Here is a 21,222-nt window from a genome sequence, read left to right as displayed (position 1 = left end):
TTGCTAATTTTCAAATTCTCAAATTGAAAAATATGAGTTTTCCCGGTAAAATAGCAATATTCGGAGGCGGAACATGGGCTACGGCACTAGCTAAGATTATGCTCAATCATGAGAAGCATATAAATTGGTATATGCGCCGCCCTGAACAAATCGAAGACTTTAAAAAAACAGGACACAACCCCTCTTATTTATCGAACGTAGAATTTAACCTGGATAGAATAACGTTTTATTCAGATATTACCAAGGTAGTGGAAGAGTCGGATACGCTGATTCTGGCCGTACCATCGCCTTTCTTGAAAAGCCACCTTGAAAAACTTAAAGTAAGACTCGACAACAAGTTTATTATTTCGGCGATTAAAGGCATTATTCCTCCTGAAAACCTACTTGTAACCGATTATTTGACACAGTCTTACAATGTGCCTGCCGAAAATATGGCTATTGTAGGAGGTCCTTGCCATGCAGAAGAGATAGCATTGGAGCGTCTTACCTATCCGACTATTGCATGCCCTGATATTGATAAGGCTCATGCCATTGCCCAGATCTTTTCCAACAGGTTTGTGCGCGCTTCCGTGTCGAACGATGTTGCCGGAATAGAATTAGCGGCTGTACTTAAAAATGTATATGCCATTGCTTCGGGTATTTGTCATGGGTTGAAATACGGAGACAACTTTCAGGCGGTACTTGTCTCGAATGCCATCTCCGAGATGGAACGGTTTGTAGATACTGTTTCTCCTATCGAAAGGAGAATACAGGATTCGGCATATCTAGGCGATTTGCTGGTGACTTCATATTCCAGTTTTAGTCGCAACCGTACTCTGGGTTCTATGATCGGACGGGGCTATTCGGTAAAAGCAGCTCAAATAGAAATGGAAATGGTGGCCGAAGGATATTACGGCATAAAGTGTGTAATGGAGATGAATGAAAAATACAATGTGAATATTCCGATTGCCGATATGGTTTATCGTGTTTTGTATGAAAATGCTCCTGCACGGCTGGAAATAAAAACACTAAGAGAACAAATATTGAAATGAATTTAATATGGAGTTATTTTATCGGAATAGTTTTATAATTTTATAGTCTGATTAATAGATTTTTAAATATGCCAAAAATTAGAATAAAGAATTTTGGGCCAATATCAAATGCTGAAATAGAAATTAAAAAAGTGGTTGTTTTGATTGGCGAACAGGCAAGCGGCAAAAGCACAATCATAAAACTGATTTCCTCTTTTATGTGGCTGGAAAAAGATTTATATCGTTCATCCATTACCGGAGAGGAAAGTGGTTTCAGTACATATTTCCAGAAAGACGTAAAAAATTTGTTGTCTTATCATAGAATAGAAAACTATTTTAATAAAAAAACGAACATTGAATATAAGGGACTCGCATATAAATTTTCTTTTTCAGATAATAAACTTACTGTTGTTGAAACGCACGAAAAATTTATTTATCCACAAATAATTTATATTCCGGCCGAAAGAAATTTTATCTCTTATGTTAATAATTTCAGAGCAAGCGAATTTATTCCATGGGGCTTAAAAGATTTCATTGATGATTTTAGACTGGCAACTACTAATTTAAAACAGCCATTGAAATTACCTGTCAATAATGCTGAAATTATTAATGAAGGCTCCGATATTCTCAACTTAAAAGAAAATGGCAAATACAATATTAAATTATCCGATGCTTCCTCCGGTTTTCAGGCTATCGTACCCATTCTTTTGGTTTCGGAATATTTACTAAAAAAAATAGCAACTGATAATATCAGGGAGAAAAATACTTCACTCAAAAAAACTTCTCTTATAAGTATTGTAGAAGAACCTGAACAAAATTTGTTTCCTGCGTCGCAAATGCAACTTGTAAAAAGTCTGATTGAGATTTGTAACAAAAATGCAGATCATAAACTTGTCATTTCAACGCATAGCCCTTATGTCTTAGCCACAATAAACAATTTGATGCTGGCGCACAAAGTCGGACAGAATTATCCTGATAAAATTGCCGCGAAAGTACCAAAAAATTTGTGGCTAAATCCTGATGATGTTTTTGCAGGTATTGTTTCGGGCGGAACAGTAAAAGGAGTGATTGATAAAGATTTAGATATGATTCAGGTCGAACAGTTAGATGCTGTTTCACAAACAATTAATGAAGAATTTGATTATTTGTATCAATATGAAACAGACGAAACCAATGCCTGAATGCAACTGTAAAGCATTTTCAACCTGCTTTGAATTTCAACATGATAACAGAAAAATTATACCTATTAGAGATAAGAGACATAAAACTGAGTACAGATATATAAATAAGAGTGCGAATCATTTGGCAAAATACAGAGTTGATGGGGGATTGATTTCAAGTGGTAAAAAGTGTGACTTTCTTCTTTTAAATTGTGAGCAAAAACAATCGTATTTCATTGAGTTAAAAGGTTCTGATATGAGCCAAGCGATAGATCAAATAGACAGAAGTATTGATTTGTTGAGGCACAATCTAACTGGTTTTGCATTTTTCGCAAGAATTGTTTTGACAAAGTCTCCTCCTACTCGAGTAAAAAATACGAAACAAGTTAAATTAGAGGACAAATTGAAATCCTTGAATGGTGGTTTAATATCAAGAACAAGATTATTCGAAGAGGTGATATAATAAAGAAAATCTGCTGCTAAAAACAAATATTAATATAAAGATCAAAAATGGATAAGGTTATCAAATTAGACATTAGCAAAACATTAAGCTTTATCAGTCAGACTGATGTAAACGGTCAGGCTGCTTTAGCAAAGAAGTGTAATCAAACATTGCACGATGGTTCCGGAAAAGGGAATGACTTTTTAGGCTGGTTAAACCTTCCCTCTTCTATTACTGACGCTCAATTGAAAGATATAGAAGATACAGCAAAAGCATTGAGAGCAAAATGTGAGGTAATTGTACTTGTCGGGATCGGAGGTAGTTATCTCGGTTCGAAAGCTGTAATAGACTCCTTGTCAAATTATTTCGACTGGTTGCAACATGATCGCGAAAATCCGGTAATCCTTTATGCAGGGAATAATATAGGTGAAGACTATTTGGTAGAATTATTGGCGTACCTGAAAGGAAAATCTTTCGGTATCATCAATATATCCAAGTCGGGAACAACAACAGAGCCTGCTTTGGCTTTCCGTATTTTGAAAGCCGAACTGGAAAAATCGATAGGTAAAGAGGATGCGAAAAATCGTATTGTAGCTATTACGGATGCTGCTCGTGGCGCATTGTTTACATTGGCCACAAAAGAAGGATTTAAGAAATACGTGATTCCTGATAATGTAGGTGGTCGTTACTCTGTATTGACTCCTGTAGGACTGCTTCCTATCGCTTTGGCAGGTATCGATATTCGTCAGTTAGTAGCGGGAGCTCTGTTTATGGAAAAAGAAACTGCGCCAAGCGTTCCGTTTGAAAAAAATATAGCTGAAATATATGCCGTTACCCGTAACGAGTTATACAAGAAAGGCAAAAAAATAGAAATCCTTGCCAACTTTAATCCTAAGTTGCACTATATCGCAGAGTGGTGGAAACAACTTTATGGTGAAAGCGAAGGAAAGGAAAACAAAGGTATATTCAATGCTTCTGTTGATTTTACTGCCGACCTGCACTCTATGGGACAATGGATACAGGAAGGTGAACGTTCTATCTTCGAAACAGTGATTTCCGTTGCTCAGCCTAACGAAACATTAACCGTTCCTACTGATGAAGAAAATCTTGACGGATTAAATTTCCTTGCAGGAAAACGTATCGATTTCGTTAATAAAATGGCGGAACTGGGAACCCAAATGGCTCACATAGACGGAGGTGTACCGAATATTAAGATAGAGTTGCCTAAGCTTGATGCTTATAGCATTGGCCAGTTACTTTATTTCTTCGAAAAGGCTTGCGGTATCAGTGGTTATATTTTAGGTGTAAATCCATTTGATCAGCCGGGAGTGGAAGCTTATAAGAAAAATATGTTTGCCCTTCTTGATAAACCGGGTTTTGAAAAAGAAAGTGAAGAGATTAAGAAAAGATTGTAACCACCCCCTCCAACCTCCCCCAAAAGGGGAGGTTTTCAGAGAGGGTATTAGAATAATAGTGAAAAAAAATAATAGTGAAGAAGCGTCGCTTAGCGTAACTCCCTCTCTATCGGAGAGGGTTGGGGTGAGGTGCCACTTGCTTGGTATGACATTCGACGAACTTAAAGAGGTCGTTCTGGAGTGTGGTCTGCCCAAATTCGCGGCAAAACAAATAGCCGATTGGGTATATAAGAAGCGGGTGTCGTCTATCGATGAAATGACAAATATTTCTGTTGTCAACAGGGCTTTGTTGTCAGAGAAGTACGATGTGGGGCGGTATAATCCTCTTGAGTTTCAGCAATCGGTGGATGGAACCGTAAAGTATTTATTCAAAACGGAGAAAGATAAGTTAATCGAATCCGTTATGATTCCGGAGGATGACAGGGTTACTCTCTGCGTGTCTTCACAGGTTGGTTGTAAAATGAATTGCCTGTTTTGTATGACAGGAAAACAGGGGTTCAACGGGAATCTGACAGCGAACGAAATATTGAATCAGCTTTACTCAGTTCGTGAAGCCGAAGATCTGACCAATGTTGTTTTCATGGGGATGGGTGAGCCTCTTGACAACTACGAAGAACTGAAAAAGACACTCGAAATAATGACTGCCGATTATGGTATGGCTTGGAGTCCGAAGCGAATAACTGTTTCCACAACAGGAGTTACCCCGAAATTGAAACGGTTCTTGGACGAGAGTAATGCACATCTGGCAATCAGTATCCATAGCCCTGAAAAATTACAGCGGCTATCTATTATGCCTGCGGAAAAAGCTTTCCCAATACAAGGTATAGTAGACTTACTCAGAGAATATGACTGGACAAAGCAACGGCGATTGTCCTTCGAATATATAATGTTTGACAATTTCAATGATTCTTTGGTACATGCCAAGGAGTTGGTTCAGATGCTAAGAGGCTTATCGTGCAGGGTAAACCTGATACGGTTTCATGCTATTCCGAATGTAGACCTGAAAACATCTACAAAGGAAAAAATGGAAGCTTTTCGCGACTATCTGACATCGAAGGGGCTGACAAGTACTATACGGGCTTCACGTGGTGAGGATATCTTTGCTGCATGCGGTATGTTGGCAAGCCCCCTAAATCCCCCGAAAGGGGACTTAAAACCAAATGGGAAAAAGAATATTTAAATTACTAACGAATAAATGCTCTCTCTGTAGCTCCCCCTTGGGGGAGTTGAGGGGGCCGGTTTTAGCTTATGATAAAAGTAGGAATAACACAAGGTGATATAAACGGGATAGGATACGAAGTTATCCTGAAAACATTTGCCGATATACGTATGGCAGAGATGTGTATCCCTGTTATATATGGTTCGGTAAAAGTAGCGGCTTATCACCGCAAAACAATGGAACTGCAATCGGTGTCTTTCAATCAGATAAATAATGTAAAAGATGCTTCGGTCAACAAAGTGAACATTATTAACTGTATAAATGAAGAAACAAAGGTTGACCTGGGTCAATCCACGCCTGTTGCCGGAGAGGCTGCATATAAGTCTCTCGAAAAGGCTGTAGCTGATCTTAAAAGCGGGCTGATAGATGTTCTGGTGACAGCTCCTATCAATAAACATAATATCCAACGAGACGATTTCCATTTTCCGGGACATACCGAGTATCTTGAGGAACGCTTTGGAAAGGATGATGAAAAAAGTCTGATGATCCTTGTTAAGGATTCTCTTCGTGTTGCTTTAGTTACAGGTCATATGTCGTTAGCGGATGTGCCTAAAAGTATTACAAAAGAAAAAATAACAGATGCAGCCGTCCGTTTCGAAACTAGTTTGAAACGCGATTTCAGAATAGGTAAGCCACGTATTGCTGTATTGTCTCTGAATCCGCATGCAGGAGAGAACGGTCTCTTAGGCTCGGAGGAAAACGATATTATTATTCCTGCCATAAAAGAGTTACAGGATAAAAAAATACTTTGTTTCGGCCCTTACGCAGCAGATGGGTTTTTCGGGTCGGGCGAGTTTTCTCATTTCGATGGCATATTGGCTATGTATCACGATCAGGGTCTGGCTCCTTTCAAAACATTGGCAATGGAAGACGGGGTGAATTTTACGGCAGGATTACCTGTTGTACGTACCTCTCCGGCACATGGTACGGCCTACGGTATAGCCGGACAAAACAAAGCCTCTGAAGAATCGTTTCGTCAGGCGATTTATATGGCAATAGATACTTTTTCTAACAGAGTGGAGTACGATAAAGCGTATGCCAATCCGTTGAGAAAGTTATATGTTGAGAGGGGAGGGGATAACGAAGTTTTGGATTTGACTAAAGAAGAGTAACCAATTTGAAAATTAGCGAATTTGAAAATGAAAAGTCGGAGAATTGTGAGGCAATGAAGAACAACTCGTTTACTTACTACTTATAACTCAAAATATGAATTATGCTATTATAGCGGCCGGAGAAGGTTCGAGACTTGTGCAGGAAGGAGTTTTCTTGCCCAAGCCTTTGGTGCGGATCAATGGAAAGGAAATGATCGGGCGGTTACTCGATATTTTTCTTAAAAATGACGCTGAATCTATAAGCATTATCATAAATGAAGAAATGAAAGAGGTATACGATTATATCTCAAAACTGGATATAGGCATACCTTTCAATGTAGTTGTAAAGTCTACTCCCAGTTCAATGCATAGCTTTTTCGAACTTCGTAATTTCCTTCGAAATGGGAAATTCTGCATGACGACGGTAGATACAATTTTCAGAGAAGAAGAATTTTCTGAGTATATACAGGCTTTTATCAACGATTCGGATAATGATGGTTTGATGGCTGTTACAAGTTTTGTAGACGACGAGAAGCCGCTGTATGTCGAGGTAGATGACGGAATGAAGATAACAGGATTTCTGGATAGATCAGAAAACTGTAAATATATATCGGGGGGCATATACGGATTAACCCCGAAAGCGATAGATACATTAGAAGCTTGCCTTCAGTCCGGCCAATCGCGTATGCGTAATTTTCAGCGTCAGCTTGTGTCTGATCAGTTGAAATTAAAGGCATTCCCGTTTGCTAAGATTGTGGATGTGGACCATGTAAGAGATATAGAAGAAGCAGAGAAATTTATCAACAGTTGAAATGTCGAAACCAAGAATAGCAGGAATCAAGAGAAACACAAAATATTCACCTAACCATATAGGAAACGACGGGATGATCTTTAACCTGACGGCAGAGAATCTTCGCCGTATGGGATATGAAGTAAGCGAATATACCGAGGCTGAATTTATTTTGATGGGAGAACAGGAGAAATACTTGTTCAATATGGCCCGGGAAAGATCGACTCTTAATTATTTGAAACAGATTGAAAATAACGGAGTTGTTGTTATAAATTCCGGCTTTGGCGTGGAGAATTGCTCCCGTGCTGCTATGACACGGTTGCTGATAGAGAATGGTATTCCCCATCCGGCAAGTATTATTGTAGATGTGACGGAAGATCCAACTGGTAAGTTGGAGAAGATGGATGCCGATGCTTTCTGGATTAAACGCGGAGATTCGCACACGATACACAGGGAAGACGTGACCTATGCAAGAAATATCGCTGAAGCAAAATCGATATTACAGGAATTTGCTTTCCGGGATATACCGAATGCCGTTATTAACGAACATCTGGTTGGCGATTTGGTAAAATTCTATGGGGTTGCCGATACGGACTTTTTTTATTGGTTTTATCCTTTCGATTTGAGTCTTACCAAGTTTGGGCTTGAGGCAGTGAATGGTTCCGCGAAAGAATTCCCTTTCAATGTCGAGGCTTTGAAGAAAGCTTGTGACAAAGCGGGAGAGGTTTTGGATGTTAAGATATATGGAGGAGATTGTGTAGTGGATTCGAATGGTGATTTCAAAATTATAGATTTTAACGATTGGCCTAGTTTTGCCCCTTGTAGGGACGAGGCGGCGCCTTATATTGCCGAATGTATTTCAAAGAATATACCTTTGTGATATAGTATTTGGCATAAGGAACTTTTTTAATAATTTTGCACGGTTGTTGTAACGATGGAACGAAAAATGTTATTTCATAAAATTATAGCCACGGGTTTCGGATCCGGGTATTTTCCTGTTGCTCCGGGTACTGCCGGCGCTGCATTGGCTACAATTATATGGTATGTAATCTCGGTTTTTGTTTCTCCATGTATCCTGATTATAACAACAGCAGGGCTGATAGCCTTATTTACTATTGCAGGTATCTGGTCTGCCAATAAATTAGAACCTGTGTGGGGCGAAGATCCTTCGCGGATAGTGGTTGACGAGATGGTCGGCGTTTGGATTCCCCTTTTGGCTGCAATCCCTGATAAATTTTATTATCCTTTAGCTGCATTTATATTGTTTCGCTTCTTCGATATATATAAACCTTTGGGTATAAGGAGGATGGAGAGCCTTAAAGGAGGGCTTGGAGTGATGATGGACGATATTCTGGCGGGAGCATATAGTTTTTTACTATTATTAGGATTAAGATGGTTGATAGGGTAAAAAAGATAGCTAAGACTGTAAATGAAAAGGAAGGTGTTTTCACATTCCTTCGCGCTCAGTTTTCTTCCCAGCTATCGAGCCTGACGGATTATGTAGTCAGTTTTGTATTGGTAAATGCAGTAGGAATACTATATGGGCATGCAACTTTATTGGGAAATGTTTCAGGAGGCATCGTAAATTGCATTATCAATTATAAGTGGACATTTAAGGCTCAAGGGAGCAAGATAAAATATGTGGTCATAAAATACCTGATGGTCTGGTTAGTCAACCTTTTCCTCAATTGGAAAGGAACTATTCTGGTAACTGAATTGATATTGAAATGGATCCCGGTTGAAAACCTGCCTGACTTTATTGTCAATAACGTATTTATGATACCTAAAGCCATTGTATCTCTTATTGTCGGATTTGGCTGGAATTATAATATGCAACGTCTTTTTGTCTATAAAGACAGGGATTATAAAAAATATCTGATTAAGATGGGACTATGGAAAGGAGAGTGGGGTAGCAAGAATAATGATACTTTATCAGATGATGAATTGCAAGATGATACAGAAGAATTTGAATTTAAAATAAAACAGGATAAATAGAATATGAAAGCCAGGGATTTTGCTCAGCAATTGATTTATAAAATTGTCGACCCTGTTGTTAGGGGTATGATAAAAGTTGGGATTACACCTAATTTTGTTACAGCTACGGGACTCGTGTTGAATATTGCAGCCTGCGTGATTTTTATTTGTGGGGCAATGCGAGGTAAGCCTTTCTATGGGGTTACTCATGGAATGGAAAGAGACCTGTCGTTTGTTGGTTGGGGTGGATTCGTCATTTTGTTTGCCGGACTTTTTGATATGCTGGATGGACAAGTTGCCCGTATTGGCAAAATGAGTTCGCGCTATGGTGCGCTTTTTGATTCTGTACTCGATCGTTATAGTGAATTGATCGTTCTGTTTGGAATATGCTATTATCTGATATTGCAGGGGTACTTTGTCAGTTCGTTGTTTGCTTTTGTCGCATTGATCGGATCAATGATGGTGAGCTATGTCCGTGCCCGTGCCGAAGGATTGGGAATAGAATGCAAGGGTGGTTTTATGCAACGTCCGGAAAGGGTTGTTACTATCGCTGCGGGATGTATTCTTTGCGGTCTTTTCTACCACTTTTTCGGAGACGTCCGTGTTCATGTGGCGGGTATTAAAATTCCTGTTTTCGAACCTGTTTTGCTTATGGTTATTCCTTTAGCTTTCGTTGCGGTTTTTTCAAATATTACTGCTATTAATCGTTTAAGGCACTGCAAGAGGGTATTGCAAGAACAAGATAGAAAGGATCAAGGCAAATAAATGAAGCTCCAGTTTTCGTTACCCTCTTGTCGAGATAGTATTATAGTTGTCGGAATAACAACGTTTATTATTGTATTAACAGCTGTCTATGTGGGATTCCGGCCTGAACATGTGCTGATGTTTGGACTCTTTCTCGGTTTGTTTTTTGCTGCTAAGGCCACACGTAAACTCGCTGTTGCTCTTATTCCGTTTATTATTTTTGGTCTATCGTACGATTGGATGCGCGTTTTTCCTAATTATATGGTCAATCCTATCGATGTAAAGGATTTGTATGACCTGGAAAAATACCTGTTTGGAATAAATGTAAACGGAGAAGTTCTTATTCCTAACGAATTCTTTGCTATTCACTATTCGTCCTTAATGGACTTTTTCGCAGGCATTTTCTACCTCACATGGGTGCCTGTGCCTATTGCTTTTGGTGTTTATTTATATTTAAAGAAACAAAGGAAAGTCTATTTACAATTCGCTTTGGTTTTTTTATTTGTAAATCTGATCGGTTTTGCCGGCTATTATATTCATCCGGCTGCACCACCTTGGTATGCAATGCAATATGGGTTTGAACCAATATTAAGTACACCGGGGAATTCAGCCGGTTTAGCACGTTTCGACGAGCTTTTGGGTTTTTCTGTTTTTAATTCGATTTACGGGCGAAACTCCAATGTGTTTGCCGCTGTGCCGTCGCTTCATTCGGCATATATGGTTATAACACTGTTTTATGCAATAAAGAATAAGTCGAATATTGCGATACTGATCACCTTGACTATACTAATGTTCGGTATATGGTTTACAGCTGTTTATTCATATCACCATTACATTATAGATGTCTTGTTAGGTGTTTTATGCGCTTTACTTGGCATTATATTGTTCGAATATGTGTTAATGAAAACAGGCGGATTCAAATCATTCTTTAATAAATACTATAATTATATAAAATAGAAGTTTCGTACCTTTGCCATATGAAGGAAAAACTGATAAGTAAAGATATGATAAGGGGGGTACACCCCATTTTTAGAGGCCGTTTCGGTGATGCTATTATAAAAGTCCTGTTTAAAGTAACAGGTATAAATAAAGTAAATGCTGTGTATGACGCGTCAAAACATCTGACGGGTCTGGAATTTGTGAATGATATGCTCGACAAACTTGGTATCATCCGCAAATATGAAAACTATGAGGTTCTTGACAACTTTAAGGAAGGCCCTTTTATTACAGTATCAAACCACCCTTACGGACATATAGACGGTATTATCGCTATCAGTACTGTTGCCGGCAAACGGAGAGACTATAAGATGATGGTCAACTGGATGCTGATGCAAATAGATACAATGGAAGAACACTTTATAGGAGTTAATCCATACTCTAAAGATAATAAAATGTCGGAAGTGAAATCTAGTGTAGGCGGAGTAAAGCAGTGTCTTGGACACTTGAAAGAAGGGCATCCGCTGGGATTGTTTCCGGCAGGAGGGGTTTCTTCACCACACCTCGATCGTACTGAAGACCGCGAGTGGCAGGAACCTGTACTCAAACTGATAAAGAAAGCCAAGGTACCGGTTATACCGATGTTTATATCCGGGAATAATTCGTGGTTCTATCGTTTTCTTGGTTTCATAGACTGGCGTATACGCACAGTACGGTTATTACATGAGGTAACGAATAAGAAAGGCAAGACTATTTATATTCGTTTTGGTAAGCCCATAACAGTAGAGGAACAGTCTAAGTATGAGGACATAAAAGAATTTGGCGAATTCCTGAAGGCTCAGACCTATGCCATGAAGAAGAAAAAATAGTCAAAAGGTGAAGTATGTTTGATCTGCAAAAAGTAAAAGGAATAATATTCGATTACGGTGGTACTATCGACAGCAATGGTAAACATTGGGCGGAGGTACTCTGGGATGCATATCAGTATCAAAAAGTACCTGTGACCAAAGAACAGTTCAGAGAAGCTTACGTTTATGCCGAACGGTATTTAGCTACCAATCCGGTAATAGAACCGAACGATAATTTCAGGATTCTCCTCGAAAAGAAGGTGGCGATACAGGTGAGAAGCCTTATTGAGAAAGGTTTTTTGAAAGAATATGACAAATCGGAAGAATATATTCTTGATATTTCGGGGCAATGTTATAACTTTGTAAAGGATTTATTGAAAAAGGAAATAATCCTGCTAGCTGCGCTAAAAAATCGCTATCCAATAGTATTGGTTTCTAATTTCTATGGAAATGTACAAGCCGTATTGAGCGATTTCGGCCTGTTAGAATACTTTGACAGTGTGATAGAGTCGGCAGTTGTGGGTGTAAGAAAACCTGATCCGGAGATATTCAGGCTGGGAGTAAAGGCTTTAGGCCTGGAGCCTTCTTCTATTGTGGTTGTGGGCGATTCTTATACAAAAGATATTATCCCTGCTTCTGAAAATGGATGTCAGACCATATGGCTGAAAGGACCCGGATGGGAAAAGGATGAAGAAGACGCGAAAGCTGATCTTATAATAACAGACTTCATGGAGTTGGAGACTGTTTTTCAACTGGATTGAAAAAAAGTACTTGAATTTTGGTAATACAATGGTGTCGTCGGCTATTTGTTTTAATAATGGAAGCCACTTGTAAGGTGGAAAAGCCCGGGTTGGGAGAATAAAATGAAACAAATATTCACCGAAGCTATTTTATTATATAGGATTTTGTGGAGGCGGGAGATAATATCCCGGCGAGACCAAATCTGTAGTTTAAAGGATTGCTGCGGGTTGCAGTGTATTTTAAAATTTAATTTAAAAAATGGGAAAAGTACAAGTTAAAGAAGCCAAAGGAAAACTTGGTGTTCTTGTTGTTGGAGTTGGAGGTGCTGTGGCATCTACGTTTATTGCCGGTACATTAATCACCCGTAAGGGCTTAGGAGTGCCTGTAGGTTCAATTACGCAATTGGCAACAATGCGCATAGGGAAAAGAGAAGAAAATAACTTCCCTAAAATCAAAGACGTTGTGCCTTTGGCAGAATTAAACGATATCGTTTTCGGAGGATGGGATTTATTCGAAGATGACGTATATCAAGCTGCAAAACATGCAGAAGTATTGACTAACGAAGATCTTGACAAAGTAAAAGACGAATTGGCGGCTATCAAACCTATGAAAGCCGTATTTGATCAGGAATTTGTAAAGCGTCTACATGGTACTTGGGTAAAATCAGCTCCTACAAAATGGGACTTGATGGAACAAGTAAAAGAAGATATTCACAATTTTAAGAAAGTAAACAACTGCGACCGTATAGTAGTTATCTGGTGCGGTAGCACAGAAGTGTTCACTCCTCTGGGAGAAGTACACAAAACTCTTGCTGCATTGGAAAAAGGTATGAAGGAAAATCATAAAGATATAGCTCCTTCAAACATCTATGCTTATGCTGCTGTTTCGGAAGGTGTCGCATACATTAATGGCGCGCCGAACCTGACGGTGGACATACCTGCTATGTGGGAGCTTGCTGCTAAAACTCAGACTCCTATTTGCGGTAAAGACTTCAAGACAGGTCAGACTATGTTGAAGACAGTATTGTCTCCAATGTTGAAAACTCGTATGCTTGGTCTTAGCGGATGGTTTTCTACGAACATACTTGGTAATCGTGACGGAGAAGTTCTTGACGATCCGGGTTCATTCAAAACTAAAGAAGAGTCTAAACTGTCGGTTATCGATAATATCCTTCAACCGGAACTTTATCCAGACCTTTATGGAAATGTTTACCACAAAGTACGTATCAACTATTACCCACCTCGCAAAGACAATAAAGAGGGATGGGATAATATCGATATCTTCGGATGGTTGGGTTATCCAATGCAATTGAAAGTGGATTTCCTTTGTCGCGACTCTATTCTTGCTGCGCCATTGTGCTTAGACTTAGTTCTATTCACAGACTTGGCAAAACGTGCTGGTATGGGTGGAATCCAAGACTGGTTGTCATTCTACTTCAAGAGCCCGATGCACGAGCCTGCTAAGGTTGCAGAACACGATTTGTTCATCCAATATGTGAAGTTAAAAAATACACTTCGTCAAATGATTGGAGAAGAAACAATCGATTTCATGGATTAATAGTATCTTTCAATATTGAAAAGGAGGTGTCTCAAAAGCGAGATGCCTTCTTTTTTTGTCAGCAATTATCATTTCTTTGTAGCCCTTTCTAATTCTATCGTCTTTACAATCTCTTCTCCTATTCCGATTCTGTAACCTTGAGATGAATACAAGATCCCTCCATTTGTTGAAAGATAAATAATCAGCGGGAAATTATTAGAGAAATTAATCTGTAAGGCTCCTGCTACGGCATTCAGCAACGCTCTATTATCATCTGTCATCCATAACGATTGTTTTGGCAAGCCTTTGAAAACAGACGAATCAAATGCCGGACTTAATTTATCATCAGGAATAGCAAACAAGACTCCACCATCCCAACTTTCGAGAAACTGTTGCTCTGCCGGTAAATCCTGAAAAATATGTTTAGTCGGTTCTTTATCGGGATCGGCAAAACAAATCACAAGCCCTTTTTTATTTGTCAATTCTTTCAAGGTTTTCTTCGAACCGTCTTTTAACGAAACAATTGTATTCGGATCAACAATTCCCTGCACCTGGATACCGGTCTCGACTTTTGGCAGCTTAATATCCAGCGGCTTTGTTTCATCTTTCTTCACAGTAAAATATTGAGTATTGACAGTTACCGAACCATCATTTGCACGAGTCCCTATTGTCAGGCGATAATATCCTGCATCGACAGAAACTTTAGCAGGAAAGTCTTTTATCTGACCTTCGTAATCAAGAGTTACAAAATTACCGTTATCGAAACGCGCCAGGGTATAATGTGTAGAATAGCCGGGTTTTACAATATTCTCTTTTACATTATTGAATACAACCGCACCTTTCGGTTTTTCTTCACCTTGCTTATCAAAGAAAACATCAGTCCATGTGCCGGTTTCAGCCTTTAGATATTGCGGACGTCCTGTTGCCGGATCGACACGGGATATAATATCCATCGAACGGCACAATGCCACAAAGAATATATTCCTCGATCGGCTGTCAGCCATCTTTAGTTCATAAACACCCTGCGGTGAGACCGGGCACTTGAAATAGTTCTGATCATCATCTAATATTATACTGTCACGTACATAATTGATAACCTGTTGTATATCACTTCCGGATTTATCTATAAAATCCTCAGAAAAATTCTTTTTAAAGAAACTGCGCCACGGACGAATCAGCTCCAGAGCTATACGCGGAGACAGCACATTCTGTGCATACCTGGTCTCCCGTTCCGTTATAGCGTTAAAGTCTACTCCATCGCCCTGAATAAGATGATCTGCAAGATACCGGGATGGAGTATCCCTCAAGTCTTTATCTTTAAGAGATGACATAAACGGATACAAAAAGCCATTATTCTTTTTGGCAGCAAGGAAATCCGAAATTTCCTTCCAATTTCCTTGAGACCGGAAAAGCAAATCCCATGTTTTGTCAGAGTCTAGTCCATTATCTTTCGCAAATTTCCGGGCATCAGCTTCAGTTATAAATGTAGACATATAGGCATTCCTTATCGAATCTTCATATGCCAAACGCTTTGCATTTCCGGTTATTTCTTCAGCAGAAAGTTCTTTTACTGTCTGTTCGGCAGGAGCCTGCATAACAAAAGTCTCCTCTAAACTACGACCTTGATTGTTTCCAAGAGTTACAGTTACTTCGGCATCCTTTGGCGACGATTTTATATATCCATACACATCCCCTTTATTTGCCCAAACAAACAGGTCGCCCATTCCCGAAACGATGGAAGCCGTACCTTCAGAATCTGTTGTAGCAGTGGCAATAGGGTAAAACTCCGCATAATTATAAACATTAAATTTCACTGTCGCACCTTCTACCGGTATGCCCTTTTCATCGACTACTTTTACTTTCACGTCGCGCGTCTCCGTGTAGTTACCAAGCAGGTTGATAATAGAATACAGTTCTGTCTGCACATTCTTTTCCTCCGGACCGTTATACAACCCGAAAACATTTGTATGCACCATCATCGCGCGCTTTACCGGCGCAGAGAACCATGCTACATCGAGTTCGGGCTCAGGTTCGCAAGCCCCGATGTAATGCCATTTACCATCCACCCATGCCTCTACCCATGCATGATTATCATCGGTGTGAACCCATCGGGGGGTATAACATTGGCGGGCGGGTATGCCTACTGCACGCAATGCTGCTGTTGTAAAAGTAGATTCTTCGCCACAACGTCCCCATGAGGTCTTAACCAACGCGAGAGGAGAAGATGTGCGGCCATCCGTGCCGCGATATGTTACTTTTTCGTGGCACCAGTGATTTACTTCCAGTACGGCTTGCTCCATTGTCAAACCCTTCACCCTGTCTTTTAGTTCCCCGAAAAATACCTGACGGGCAGTATCGAGATTCTCATTATTTACACGGTAAACCAGAACGAAATGCCGGAATATATCATCCGGGATTTTCTTACCCCAATCGAAACACTCACGAGCATTAAATGCCGCGTCCACCTGACCGAGAAAGTAATCTCCATCATAATCGGCTAAATCTGAAAGTGGCATGTAAGCATAAAGAAATTCGAGAGCTTCGCGCTGTTCAGTAGTAAGTCCCGGTTTATCAAAAACCGCAAATAGTTCTTGGGTACGCCCTGCGGCCAACTCCTTACGTTTCAAAAATTGTTTGTGTACTTGCGCTCTATACTCCTCATCTTTGAGAAAATGTTGATCAGAAGAACAGGCAGAAAACAGAAATACAATAAGAAGAAATACGCTGATTCTTTCCATAATAGTATATATCAGATTAAATAAGAAAAACCGCAATTTACAAATTTATTACGTATTATTAATAGAATAAGTTTAATTCCAGTCGGGATCGTAACCTGACGAACGCCCCCGGTTTTCGTACTTCAGGTCTTGAAGCATTGAGGAGCTTGCCCGTAAAGATACATAATATGTCTTGTAAGGGCCAACAGGATTAAAGTTTGCCGAAAGAGACCAACAGTGAAGGTTACGGGTAATGTTGCAAGTCAGGTAAGATATTTTGTTATTATCAAAATCATAGCTGGCATTGAAGTTAAAGTTCCAGTTTTTTGTAGGCTGTATGTTACCACTAAAACCGAAATTTTTAGTCAACTGCCCTTTCAGCTCGGTATATCCTTCCCTGTCCGGTTCAGACCAACGACTTGAGTTTAAGTTATAGTTCATCGAAAAATTAAAGGTCAAGTTCCATTTTATCTCATTCTTAACATATCCATCCTCGTCGTATTCGTTATCGTCTTTCTTTTCAGACAGCAAACTCTTTCTTTCTTCGGACTGTCCTTCACCTTCAATAGTTCCGGTTGTTTGCCCTTCGCCCGGCTGGTCTTTACCCGATTCTTTGTCTTTATCCTTTCCAAACCATTTCTTAAAGGTGTCCTGATTGATAGAAGGGGAAATAGAATATCCCGTACTCCGCAAACTACCAAAACCTTTTCCGTTGGCAATACGCAGTTCATTCACTCTTTCCACCCTTGTAGGGTTATTGCCTGCATCCCACTGTGTTACTTTATACAAATACGGGTCCCAAACCGCATTCAAGTTTAAAGTAAGAGACTTGCTTAATTTCAAACGAAGACTTGTATTTATGTCGCTCCACTTAAACTCTTTTGCCTGCATATTATAGCTAAAACCGATACCCAGATTATCGATAAGACTGTATTTTTTATCTTTAACAGAGTCATTCTCTATTTTTTTCACTTTCATTTCCACATTGTTATCGAACTGGAAATTAATAGCACCCTGAGAACCTCTTCCTGGAACCCCAAACATTTCATATTGATAAGGAGAGTAGGAATAGGGCACATAATTATTTTGAGCATCATAATGATAATAAGTCTCATAATAACCAAACTTAGAACTTCCAAAGTCAGGGGCATAACTAAAACTTATGCTTGGAGAAAAAACGTGCCGGATATCTGCGTTTTGGTAAAATAGTGGTTTAAACCAGCCATACAGCTTGGTCTGAAAACTCAATGCCGCATTAAAATCATAAACCCGGTTAAAGCCATTAGTAGTATCTTTGAGTATGCTTCTATTTGTTTCTCTATCCCACGTCTGTGTTATCTTGCGGGTATACCAACGCTCCGTATAATTGAATGATGGTGTTATATTCAGATAGTTCAACACATTAAATGTAGCCGAAACCGGAATGGAATGCTTCATTGCATGCTCCCAGTCGTTCATGAGATTCGACTTGAATAACTGATCCTCTTTCACCTGTATGCTATTCCGGAAGTCGCCCGAATAACTCAATTGGATTTTCTCATACCAGCGTTCTGCTCCTACTGCTTCTTTTCTCTTAAAAGGGGCCACACGACTCATAGTTATGGTCATATTTGGCAAGGTCAATGAAATAGTTGAGTCTGCTGTTCGTTGAGCAGCATTCATTGAAGCAGAAAAACTCCAAGGCGAATTAGGTATCCGTTGTGTTATATTTACAGTCGAACTTTTTGTATTTTGAGTCGCAGCAGGAGTGAATGCACTGTTCAGGTTATTCCGGTCGTAAGAACTGGTAGAGAAGTTCACACTGGCCGATAATGTTCTTAGCTGATTGGATTTAGAATCTTGCGAATGAGTCCAATTCAGCCTCAGATCCTTTGCCACCGAATAGTCTATATCTTTTTCCCCTGTTTTAGTTACCATATATCCGGCATCGAACGATCCTGAATACTTATAACGCTTACGGTAGGTAGAGCGGGCGTTAAGTCCCCACGATCCTTTTGTATATATTTCTCCTGTCACAGCCAAATCAATGTGATCACTGAGAGCGAAATAATATCCTCCGTCGCGAAGATTGAATCCTCTTTCGAGTTCATCGCCATAAGACGGCATAATTATCCCCGAAGAATATTTTTTGGAGAAAGGGAAAAAACCGAAAGGTAAACCGATCGGATAAAGAGGCAGACCTTCTATCACAAGGTAGGCAGGCCCCGCCACAACGTTTTTACCGTGCCGAACCTTACCTTTAGTCAAAGCCAGATAGAAGTGCGGATGTTCGTGATCGTCGCAGGTTGTATATTTGGCATCTTCGGTAAAATAAGAATCGTCTGCATTCTTTTTCGCCCTGTCTGCAATAATATACCCTTCCCCTTGCGTGGTTATAAGATGTGTGCTGTACCCTTTTTTAGTCTTGAAGTTGTACTTCATTGTTTTGGACTCCAACTCGGAACTTTTGTCTGCAAAAACCGGAAACCCGAATTCTTTCCCCACCGAATCGAGCCCGAAAGTAGCATAAACAAGGCTACTATCCATATTCATAGATATCTTTTCGCCTTTCAGGGTAATATCCGTATACTTTACTTCGGCTTCACCGTATAAATAACCCCAATTATCCGCCGTCATCACAATAGAGTCCTTAGCCGTATAATCTACAATGGCTTCTAATGCTGATTTTTTCTTCGGAACACTGTCTCTGGAGAGAGAATCGGACGAGACACGAGGAGAGTCGACAGCTGCCCGGGGCAATGTGTCTTGTAATGATAATATTGTATAATGCCCTTTACCTGCAAATTGTGCACCCCAAAACGGCACAGAAAACAAGATAAATAAGAATATATATATAAAGAATCTAATCTTTCTCATTTGCAAGATATCGGACTTAGAAACTGTTTAAATTTTAGCGAAAAATATACTTATGATAGAATCTGATAAATATTCTTAGCAACTTTTTAATGCTCTTTTCAGCGTATTTTGCCCTTTCTCCTTTGGGTTTAGCCCGCTAAACCTGCAAGCAAAAATACCAAAATCCATCTAAAAACAGCTATAAAAAAGGTTTGCTATAAAATTTAAACAGTTTCTTAGATATTTGGGTGCAAAGCTAATGAATTAAACACGAACGCGTAATACGAAAAATCAAAAAAAGTATAAAAATCACCGGTACCTATATAGAATTTTATTATCACCGCCTGACTATCAATCTTCTTTCTTTTTATTACTTTTACAGCATTGTTACATTTTTAACGGATCTTTCTATGAAATATTTTTTGCTGGTATTTTCTTTATGCATGCTTACAATAGGAATTGAAGCACAAGATTACGACAGTTATTTTATCGATAAAACATTACGGATAGATTATACCTTTTCAGGAAACAGTAAAATCCAGACTGTTTCGTTGGATCAGTTATGCCAACTTCCACAATGGGCAGGCAGAAAACATAATTTATCCGGATTACTCAGACAAGGTAACGGACAGATCAAAGTCACTGACTTAAAAAGTGGAAAATGTATTTATAAAGATTCATTCAGCACCCTGTTCCAGGAATGGCTCGACACTCCCGAAGCCGGAGTAGTAAGAAAGAGTTTTGAAAATACATTCTTAATACCGTACCCAAAAGAAAAGGCTGTAATAGAAGTAAGCCTTAGAAACAAACTGGGGATTTATGTAATGGCAATAAAACATACCATAGACCCAAATGATATTTTAATTAAGAAGAAAGGCTTAAAAAACATTCCTAATTATACGGTAGTACACAAAGGAAGTTCTCCGGATATAAACAAATCCATCAATGTTGTTATTCTTGCAGAAGGATACACCTCTTCCGAGATGGAAAAATTCAGAAACCATGCACAAATAACATGTGAGGCATTATTTAATCACAGTCCATTTGACAAACTACAAGATCGATTCAATATCTTTGCCGTGGAAACCATATCAGAAGATTCAGGTGTAAGCGTTCCGCGTGAAAACAGATGGAATGAGACATCTTTCCATTCCCATTTCGATACATTCTATTCCGACAGATACCTTACTACTACAAATGTAAAAGATATACACGATGCTATAGCCGGTATTCCCTATGCCCATATAATAATATTGGCAAACACAGATGTCTACGGAGGCGGAGGAATTTTCAACTCCTACACTCTTACCACTACCGGACACCGTGATTTCAAACCTGTTGTAGTGCATGAGTTCGGCCATAGTTTCGGCGGGTTAGCCGATGAATACTTCTATAACGGAGACTCTTTCAGCGACACATACCCTTTATCGCTCGAACCGTGGGAGCCAAATATCACAACACTTGTAAACTTCGCTTCGAAATGGGAAAAGTTGCTAAAACCTCAAACACCTGTGCCGACAAACATTGATCTGGCCGACAAGTATCCGACAGGGGTTTTTGAGGGAGGCGGTTACTCTTCTAAAGGTATATATCGCCCGGCCGCCGATTGCCGGATGAAAACAAATACTTGTAAAGATTTTTGTCCTGCCTGCCAAAATGCAATAGAAGAACTTGTAAAATTTTACACAGAATAAGAAACTGTTTAAATTTTATATGAATATTTTATTATAATACTATCTTCGTTCATTTTCAGTCTCTTTTTAT

At 39.4% G+C, this 21,222-nt stretch carries 18 protein-coding genes; 16 read left to right on the top strand and 2 right to left on the bottom strand.

The window, feature by feature from the left end:
* Positions 1–32 precede the first annotated feature (32 nt).
* The 15 genes from ACYPZI_RS09110 to ACYPZI_RS09040 all read left to right on the top strand — a co-directional run bounded on the left by ACYPZI_RS09110 (position 33) and on the right by ACYPZI_RS09040 (position 13,927).
* Positions 33–1,031, top strand: coding sequence for an NAD(P)H-dependent glycerol-3-phosphate dehydrogenase (locus tag ACYPZI_RS09110; protein WP_459600808.1), 999 nt, complete (start codon positions 33–35; stop codon positions 1,029–1,031).
* 68 nt (positions 1,032–1,099) lie between these two features.
* On the top strand, positions 1,100–2,191 hold the full coding sequence (locus tag ACYPZI_RS09105; RefSeq protein ID WP_459600807.1) for an AAA family ATPase: 1,092 nt from the start codon (positions 1,100–1,102) through the stop codon (positions 2,189–2,191).
* Complete coding sequence (locus ACYPZI_RS09100) at positions 2,166–2,633, top strand: hypothetical protein (protein ID WP_459600805.1); 468 nt, start codon at positions 2,166–2,168, stop codon at positions 2,631–2,633. Before ACYPZI_RS09105 ends, ACYPZI_RS09100 begins: the two co-directional genes overlap by 26 nt.
* A gap of 47 nt (positions 2,634–2,680) precedes the next feature.
* The gene (locus ACYPZI_RS09095; RefSeq protein WP_459600803.1) at positions 2,681–4,027 is read left to right on the top strand and encodes a glucose-6-phosphate isomerase; all 1,347 of its coding nucleotides are present in this window, start codon (positions 2,681–2,683) and stop codon (positions 4,025–4,027) included.
* 124 nt (positions 4,028–4,151) lie between these two features.
* Entirely contained in the window at positions 4,152–5,207 is a 1,056-nt protein-coding gene (rlmN, locus tag ACYPZI_RS09090) for a dual-specificity RNA methyltransferase RlmN (RefSeq protein WP_459600818.1), read from the top strand.
* A 68-nt stretch (positions 5,208–5,275) separates the two neighbouring features.
* Positions 5,276–6,358 (top strand): 4-hydroxythreonine-4-phosphate dehydrogenase PdxA, encoded by a 1,083-nt coding sequence (gene pdxA / locus ACYPZI_RS09085; protein WP_459600801.1) that lies wholly within the window; start codon positions 5,276–5,278, stop codon positions 6,356–6,358.
* A 94-nt stretch (positions 6,359–6,452) separates the two neighbouring features.
* The gene (locus tag ACYPZI_RS09080; protein WP_459600799.1) at positions 6,453–7,148 is read left to right on the top strand and encodes a sugar phosphate nucleotidyltransferase; all 696 of its coding nucleotides are present in this window, start codon (positions 6,453–6,455) and stop codon (positions 7,146–7,148) included.
* 1 nt (position 7,149) lies between these two features.
* Positions 7,150–8,007, top strand: a complete 858-nt coding sequence (locus tag ACYPZI_RS09075; RefSeq protein ID WP_459600797.1) for an ATP-grasp domain-containing protein — start codon at positions 7,150–7,152, stop codon at positions 8,005–8,007.
* Between the two features lie 54 nt (positions 8,008–8,061).
* Complete coding sequence (locus ACYPZI_RS09070) at positions 8,062–8,535, top strand: phosphatidylglycerophosphatase A family protein (protein WP_459600795.1); 474 nt, start codon at positions 8,062–8,064, stop codon at positions 8,533–8,535.
* Complete coding sequence (locus ACYPZI_RS09065) at positions 8,520–9,122, top strand: GtrA family protein (RefSeq protein WP_459600793.1); 603 nt, start codon at positions 8,520–8,522, stop codon at positions 9,120–9,122. Before ACYPZI_RS09070 ends, ACYPZI_RS09065 begins: the two co-directional genes overlap by 16 nt.
* Before the next feature lie 3 nt (positions 9,123–9,125).
* Positions 9,126–9,866: a CDP-alcohol phosphatidyltransferase family protein gene (locus ACYPZI_RS09060; RefSeq protein WP_459600791.1), complete on the top strand. Its 741-nt coding sequence runs from the start codon at positions 9,126–9,128 to the stop codon at positions 9,864–9,866.
* Positions 9,867–10,802, top strand: a complete 936-nt coding sequence (locus tag ACYPZI_RS09055) for a phosphoinositol dihydroceramide synthase (RefSeq protein WP_459600789.1) — start codon at positions 9,867–9,869, stop codon at positions 10,800–10,802.
* Positions 10,803–10,822: 20 nt separating this feature from the next.
* Positions 10,823–11,650 carry a lysophospholipid acyltransferase family protein gene (locus tag ACYPZI_RS09050; RefSeq protein ID WP_459600787.1) on the top strand — a complete coding sequence of 276 codons (828 nt, stop codon included), beginning with the start codon at positions 10,823–10,825 and terminating at the stop codon, positions 11,648–11,650.
* Positions 11,651–11,664: 14 nt separating this feature from the next.
* Positions 11,665–12,390 (top strand): HAD family hydrolase, encoded by a 726-nt coding sequence (locus ACYPZI_RS09045; RefSeq protein WP_459600785.1) that lies wholly within the window; start codon positions 11,665–11,667, stop codon positions 12,388–12,390.
* Between the two features lie 238 nt (positions 12,391–12,628).
* A complete protein-coding gene (locus ACYPZI_RS09040) occupies positions 12,629–13,927 on the top strand; it encodes an inositol-3-phosphate synthase (RefSeq protein ID WP_459600783.1) in 1,299 nt (432 codons plus the stop codon).
* 68 nt (positions 13,928–13,995) lie between these two features.
* Here ACYPZI_RS09040 and ACYPZI_RS09035 read toward each other — a convergent pair whose 3' ends face one another.
* Both ACYPZI_RS09035 and ACYPZI_RS09030 read right to left on the bottom strand, forming a co-directional pair.
* Positions 13,996–16,644: a transglutaminase domain-containing protein gene (locus ACYPZI_RS09035; RefSeq protein WP_459600781.1), complete on the bottom strand. Its 2,649-nt coding sequence runs from the start codon at positions 16,642–16,644 to the stop codon at positions 13,996–13,998.
* Between the two features lie 72 nt (positions 16,645–16,716).
* Entirely contained in the window at positions 16,717–19,479 is a 2,763-nt protein-coding gene (locus ACYPZI_RS09030; protein WP_459600779.1) for a putative LPS assembly protein LptD, read from the bottom strand.
* A gap of 389 nt (positions 19,480–19,868) precedes the next feature.
* Here ACYPZI_RS09030 and ACYPZI_RS09025 point away from each other — a divergent pair, with 389 nt between their 5' ends.
* Positions 19,869–21,152, top strand: coding sequence for a M64 family metallopeptidase (locus tag ACYPZI_RS09025; RefSeq protein WP_459600777.1), 1,284 nt, complete (start codon positions 19,869–19,871; stop codon positions 21,150–21,152).
* Positions 21,153–21,222: the final 70 nt, after the last annotated feature.

It is taken from the genome of Dysgonomonas reticulitermitis (assembly GCF_054601275.1).
This window is presented reverse-complemented; position numbering and strand designations above follow the sequence as displayed.